Annotated in this window: 5 protein-coding genes; all 5 read left to right on the forward strand. The window is 65.4% G+C overall.

Features of this window, described 5'->3' with window-relative positions; genetic code table 11:
• The first annotated feature begins 179 nt into the window (after positions 1 to 179).
• The 5 genes from ON40_RS18395 (at position 180) to ON40_RS51900 (ending at position 6,229) form a co-directional block, all read left to right on the forward strand.
• Positions 180 to 1,634 carry a class I adenylate-forming enzyme family protein gene (locus ON40_RS18395; RefSeq protein ID WP_245567871.1) on the forward strand — a complete coding sequence of 485 codons (1,455 nt, stop codon included), beginning with the start codon at positions 180 to 182 and terminating at the stop codon, positions 1,632 to 1,634.
• An 88-nt stretch (positions 1,635 to 1,722) separates the two neighbouring features.
• A complete protein-coding gene (locus ON40_RS18400; protein ID WP_040824649.1) occupies positions 1,723 to 3,543 on the forward strand; it encodes a DUF3556 domain-containing protein in 1,821 nt (606 codons plus the stop codon).
• A 28-nt stretch (positions 3,544 to 3,571) separates the two neighbouring features.
• Complete coding sequence (locus ON40_RS18405) at positions 3,572 to 5,008, forward strand: phytoene desaturase family protein (protein ID WP_040824650.1); 1,437 nt, start codon at positions 3,572 to 3,574, stop codon at positions 5,006 to 5,008.
• An 82-nt stretch (positions 5,009 to 5,090) separates the two neighbouring features.
• On the forward strand, positions 5,091 to 5,918 hold the full coding sequence (locus ON40_RS18410) for an SDR family oxidoreductase (RefSeq protein ID WP_040824651.1): 828 nt from the start codon (positions 5,091 to 5,093) through the stop codon (positions 5,916 to 5,918).
• 5 nt (positions 5,919 to 5,923) lie between these two features.
• Positions 5,924 to 6,229 carry a hypothetical protein gene (locus ON40_RS51900; protein ID WP_157186334.1) on the forward strand — a complete coding sequence of 102 codons (306 nt, stop codon included), beginning with the start codon at positions 5,924 to 5,926 and terminating at the stop codon, positions 6,227 to 6,229.
• The last annotated feature ends 134 nt before the right edge of the window (positions 6,230 to 6,363 follow it).

Raw genomic sequence — 6,363 nt, forward strand, 5'->3', positions numbered from 1 at the left:
GGGACCGTACCGGACGGCCGGGGCTTTCCCGGCGCATTTTCGCAAGTTATTGTGCCACTGGTACAAATGTGCATCGAGATTCTGGGATGCGGGCCCGTAGTCGGATATCGGTTCTCGCACCTATCTTTGTGTGTAATCCGAATCACACCGAGTCAGGTCAGGGAATCGTGCAGCAGATCGTGGATTTACCGGAGTTTCGTGCCACGGGTAATCCGAGTGGCCCGTGTATTGCGGACGAGCGGGAGCAGCTCGATAACGCCGAATTCGCGCGGCGGGTGCGCGTGGCGGCGACCATTCTGCACCGGCATGGCGTGCGCAGCGGTGACGTGGTGGCGGTCGTACTGCCGAATCGCCTCGAATTGGTGGTGATTCTCTTCGCCGCGTGGCGGCTGGGCGCCGCGGTCACACCGGTGCGGCCGGAGTCCACCGCCGAGGAAGTGAGCTACCAGGTCGGCGACTGCTGGGCTCGTGTGGTGGTGACCGAAGGAGGAGCGAGCGGGACTCTCGGCCTGGCCGAGTTCGCCGGAGCCGAGATCGACCGCAGCGACGTCGCGCCGGCCGCGCAGGTCGAGTCAGGCTGCGCTGCGCTCGTCATCTACACCAGCGGTACCACCGGCCGTCCCAAGGGAGTTGTTCTCGACCACGCGAACATCGCGGCGATGTGCGCAATGCTGATGGGCGCGTTGGAATTGGACGACACCGACCACAGTCTGCTGATCCTGCCGTTGTTCCACGTCAACGGGATCATCGCGAGCATCCTGTCGCCGATGCTCGCCGGTGGACAGGTCACGATCGCGGGACGCTTCTCGGCATCGGTGTTCTTCGACCTCGTCGAACGTGTCCGGCCGACGTACTTCTCGGCGGTCCCGTCGATCTACGCCATTCTCGTGGTGCAGCCGGTCGAGCACAGCCCGGACACATCATCGCTGCGCCGGGTGATCTGTGGTGCGGCGCCGATGCCCGCCGAGCTGATCGAACGTTTCGAGACCCGTTTCGGCGTGCCGATCGTAGAAGGCTACGGATTATCGGAAGGCACCTGTGCGTCGACCCTGAACCCGCCCCGGGGACCTCGGAAACCCGGCACCGTCGGACTTCCGCTACCCGGGCAGACCGTGGCGATCATGGACGACACGGGTCGTCTGCTCGCCCGGGGAACTCGCGGCGAAGTCGTGATCCGGGGCGCCAATGTGATGCGCGGTTACCTGGGGCGCGAGGATGCCACCGCCGAGACGGTGATCGAGGGCTGGCTGCATACCGGCGATGTCGGCTACTTCGACCAGGACGGCTACCTCGTACTGGTCGACCGGATCAAGGACATGATCATCCGAGGCGGGGAGAACATCTACCCCAAGGAGATCGAGAACGTCCTGTACGCCCACCCCGCGGTACTCGAAGCCGCAGTGGTGGGAGCGCCGGAGCCGATCCTCGGGGAGGTTCCGGTCGCACACGTGGTGGCCATGCCCGGTACACCGATCGAGGCCGACGCCCTCGTCGAGCACTGCCGCCGGATGCTTTCCCGCGCCAAGGTACCCGTGGAGATCATCCTCACCGAGGCGCTGCCGAGGAATGCGGTGGGAAAAATCGACAAAAGACAGCTGCGTGCACTCATCGCAGATGTCATGTCCCGGGATTGAAAAAACTCACTGCACACGCGAAATCCGATGAGAATCTCCGTCGCAGGATGCGGATGTCTCCGGAGTATTCACAGAAAGGATCGGAACAATGGGGTTCAAGACGGCGGACCTGCCTCCCGTGGATGCCGAGGAATTCCTCGGCCGACCGTTCGCGGAGCGAATGCGGATATTGGCGCTGCACTGGGTCGAATACGGCTTCGGCACAGCCAAGATGATCCACGTCATCTACCTGCTCAAGGTAGGTCTGCTTTCGGTGCTCGCCGGTGTCGCCCTGGCGACCGCGACCTCGGGAGTCGGTCCGTTCTGGCATGTCGCGGCATGGTGGAACCAGCCGGTGGTCTACCAGAAGCTGGTGCTGTGGACGGTGTTGATCGAAGCTCTGGGCATCGCGGGATCATGGGGGCCGCTCGCCGGAAAATTCAAACCGATGACCGGCGGCGTCCTGTTCTTCGCCCGGCCCGGCACGATCAGGCTGAGGCCGTGGCGCCGGGTGCCGTTCACGAACGGCGACACCCGCACCGTGCTCGACGTGGTGCTGTATCTCGGCTTCGTGTTCACCCTCCTGGCGGCGATCGTACTGCCCGGCGTACCGAGCGAGAGTCTGTCGAAGGCCTTGCCGCACAACACCTCCGGGCTGATCAACCCGATGCTGCTGATCGCGCCGATCGTGCTCTACACATTGTGCGGGCTGCGCGACAAGACGATCTTCCTGACCGCACGTGGCGAGCAATACCTGCCCGCCCTGGTGTTCTTCGCGTTCCTGCCGTTCGTGGACATGATCATCGCCGCGAAACTTCTGATCTGTGTGGTGTGGATCGGAGCGGGTGCGTCCAAGTTCGGTATGCACTTCGGTAATGTTGTGCCGCCGATGATCTCGAACACGCCGTGGCTGCCGGCCAAGTGGATCAAGCGGCTGCACTATCGAAACTTCCCCGGTGATATCCGCCCCTCGAAAGCCGCTTCGTTCCTGGCCCACGTCGGCGGCACCACCGTGGAGATCCTCACCCCGCTGGTTCTGCTGTTCTCGACCAGCCACTGGCTCACGCTGGCCGGGGTGGTACTGATGGTCCTCTTCCACGCCTTCATCACCGCTACCTTCCCGCTGGCAGTGCCGCTCGAATGGAACGTCCTGTTCGGATATCTGGCCGTGTTCCTGTTCTTGGGCTTCCCCAACGAAAGCGGGTACGGGGTCGTGAACTTCTCTTCCGCGTGGCTGCTCGCTGTGATCGTCGTTGCGCTGGTGTTCCTTCCCGTGCTGGGCAACCTGCGTCCGGATCTGGTGTCGTTCCTGCCGTCGATGCGTCAGTACGCCGGCAACTGGGCCTCGGCCGTGTGGGCCTTCGCACCGGGCGCCGAGGCCAAACTGAACACTCTTGCCCATCGCCCGACCGACAACCAGATCGATCAGCTCGTCGCGATGGGGTATCCGCCGGAGATCGCCGAGATCACCATGCAGCAGACCATCGCCTGGCGATCGATGCACAGCCAGGGCCGGGGCCTGTTCTCCCTGCTGCACAAGCACATCTGCGATATCGACCGGTGGACGATCCGGGAGGCGGAATTCGGGTGCAACTCGCTGATCGGCTTCAACTTCGGTGACGGTCACCTGCACAACCTGGATCTGATCAACGCGGTCCAGCGCCGCGTCGAGTTCGCGCCGGGGGAGTGGATCGTGGTGTGGGTGGAGTCGCAGCCGATTCATCGTGGTACACAGCAGTATCAGGTCATCGACGCAGCGCTCGGAGTCGTCGAACGCGGCACCTGGCAGGTGCGTGACGCCGTCGAGGCCCAGCCCTGGCTGCCCGATGGGCCGATCCCGCACGTGGTGACCTGGCGACGCGCCGATTACGCCACCCCGGTGCAGGTGCGGCAGCCGCCGCGGGACGCTGTACCGCAAACCGTCAGCTGAGACGGACATCAGGAAGGGAGGCCGAGTCATGGGTACCGCAATCGTCGTCGGCAGTGGCCCCAACGGGCTGGCTGCCGCCATCACCCTGGCCCGAGCCGGACTCGAGGTCACCGTGCTGGAGGCCGCCGACGAGATCGGCGGCGGTACCCGCACCAGCGAGGCGATCGTGCCGGGCCTGCTGCACGACCATTGCTCGGCCATCCATCCGATGGCGGTCGGCTCTCCCTTCCTGCGGAGTCTCGACCTCGAGCGATACGGATTGTCGTGGGCGTGGGCGCCGATCGACTGCGCCCACCCGCTCGATGACGGCACTGCCGCCGTCCTGCTGCGCTCGGTGGGCGACACCGCGGCGGGGCTCGGGCCGGACGGGCGCGCGTGGCGGCTGCTGTTCGAACGGACCGTGGCCGATTACGACCATATGAGCACCGATATTCTGCGGCCGTTGCTGCGCGTTCCGCGTCATCCGCTGCGTCTGGCCCGTTTCGGTCTGCCCGCGCTGGCTCCTGCCTCGACGCTCGCCGGGATTTTTCGCGCCGAGCAGGCCAGGGCCCTGTTCGGCGGGGTTGCCGCACACGCCTTCCAGCCCTTGCATCGACCGCTGAGCGCGAGTATCGGCCTCGGAATCCTTACTGCGGGACACGCTTACGGGTGGGCCGTCGCCCGTGGGGGATCCCGGAAGATCAGCGAGGCGATGGCCGCTGTGCTCACCGACCTGGGCGGCAAGATCGAAACCGGCGTTCACGTTCGCTCGCTGTCGCAGTTGCCGAGCGCGCGATTGACCATGTGGGATGTGGCCCCCACGGCGATCGCCGACATTCTCGGTGAGCAGCTGCCTACCCGAATCATCAAGGAGTACCGCAACTTTCGATATGGGCCCGGCGCGTTCAAGGTCGATTTCGCCGTCCATGAAGGTGTGCCGTGGACGGCCTCCGGCGCGCACCGCGCCGGAACGGTGCACCTGGGCGGAACTTTCCGCGAGATCGCGGCGCACGAACGCGACATCCACCACGGCAGAATGCCCGAACGCCCCTTCGTGTTGGTCGGGCAGCAATATCTGGCCGATCCACAACGGTCGGTCGGCGACATCCACCCGGTCTGGACCTACGCCCATGTGCCGCACGGATACACCGGCGACGCCACCGAAGCCGTCATCGCTCAGATCGAACGCTTCGCCCCGGGCTTCCGCGATCGCATCGTCGGAACAGCTGTCCGCAGCACAACGGGTTTCGCCGATGACAACCCCAACTACGTCGGCGGCAATATCATGACCGGCGCCAAAGACATCCCCCAACTACTTTTCGGCCCTCGAATCACCTTGCAGCCGTACGACATCGGCGTGCCCGGCCACTACCTGTGCTCGGCTGCCGCCCCGCCGGGCCCCGGCGCACACGGCATGTGCGGAGCCAACGCCGCCCGGCGTGCCCTGCGTCGAGCCGGTATCGCAGAACCCGCCCCGCTCACCTGAGCACTCCTCGAACAATGTCGGCCCACGCACGTCCCCGGCGGGCCGCCACCGGTGCCCGCTCAGCCATGGAAGGAATTTTCCCTTGCCCGACAACACATTCGACGGACGCACCATGGTGATGTCCGGTGGCAGCCGCGGGATCGGACTCGCGATCGCCACAGCGTTCGCCGTCCGCGGCGGCAACGTCGTCCTGCTGGCCAAGACCGACCAGCCACACCCGCGTCTGCCCGGGACAATCCACACCGCCGTCACCGAGATCACCTCCGGCGGAGGCAATGCCGTCGGCGTTGTCGGAGACGTCCGCGACGAGGCCGACGTCGAACGCGCCGTTGCCACAGCGGTCCGGGAATTCGGTGGAGTCGACGTGTGCGTCAACAACGCCAGCGTTCTCGACTTGTCCCCAACCGACGTACTGCCGATGCACAAATTCGACCTCATGCAACAGGTCAACGTGCGCGGTACGTTCACCCTGACCCGGGCGTGCCTGCCCTACCTGCGCAAATCCCCGACCGCGCAGATTCTCACGCTCTCCCCGCCGCTGAACATGTCGCCGCAATGGCTCGGCCCGCGCCCGGCCTACACACTGGCCAAATACGGAATGACCCTGCTCGCAATGGGATTCGCCGCGGAATTCGCCGATATCCCGGTCGCCAGCACCTGCCTGTGGCCCGAAACCACCATCGCCACCGCGGCGGTGCGGAATCTGCTGGGCGGCGACGAGGCGGCGGCACACTCCCGCGACCCGGAAATCATGGCCGATGCGGCCGCAATAGTCCTCGCCGACCCGGGCGAATACGCGGGCCGATGCGTTCTCGACGCCGATGTTCTCGCCGCGGCCGGCACCACGGACCTGAGCCGATACGGCGGCCAACCTCCGATCGCCTACGACATCTTCGTCGATCCACGATGATCCGAATGGATCAGGTGGTCGTCGAAATCAGGCGTATACGCCCTCATGCCCGACCGACCCGCCGTCCCCGGCTTTTGCGGGCCGACGCCCGAGTGCAAGGCAGACCGATGTTGTGCGGTCTTTTCGGGTGGCTGTCCCCGGCCGGATCGCTGCCGTCGCAGATGGTTACCGATAGCCCGCAGCCTGCGGTGGATATGGGTGAAATCGTGGTCATCGACTCGGTCACCAGCATGCACGCCGATCTTGTCTCCGTTGTCGCGCGCGCGGGCAAGCCGGTGTTCATCGAGAAGCCGCTGGGATGTCACGGCTGATGTTGGGGCCGGGCCCGGGTTCTCCTCACAGGTTGTTGTTGTCTGCGCTGGTTCGCCCGCGGCGAGCGGTGGGCGCTGTCCGACGCAGCCGGATGAAGGAGGCCGCCTGACGCTCGCGCCTTCTACAAGGATTT

Origin of the sequence: Nocardia jiangxiensis NBRC 101359 (assembly GCF_000308615.1) — a bacterium.
In the GTDB taxonomy this organism is placed as follows: domain Bacteria; phylum Actinomycetota; class Actinomycetes; order Mycobacteriales; family Mycobacteriaceae; genus Nocardia; species Nocardia jiangxiensis.

Excerpts from the sequence above, each read along its gene's own strand:
- ON40_RS51900 (WP_157186334.1), top strand. The coding sequence starts at position 5,924 with ATGGATCAGGTGGTCGTCGAAATCAGGCGTATACGCCCTCATGCCCGA.
- ON40_RS18400 (WP_040824649.1), top strand. The coding sequence starts at position 1,723 with ATGGGGTTCAAGACGGCGGACCTGCCTCCCGTGGATGCCGAGGAATTC.
- ON40_RS18405 (WP_040824650.1), top strand. The coding sequence starts at position 3,572 with ATGGGTACCGCAATCGTCGTCGGCAGTGGCCCCAACGGGCTGGCTGCC.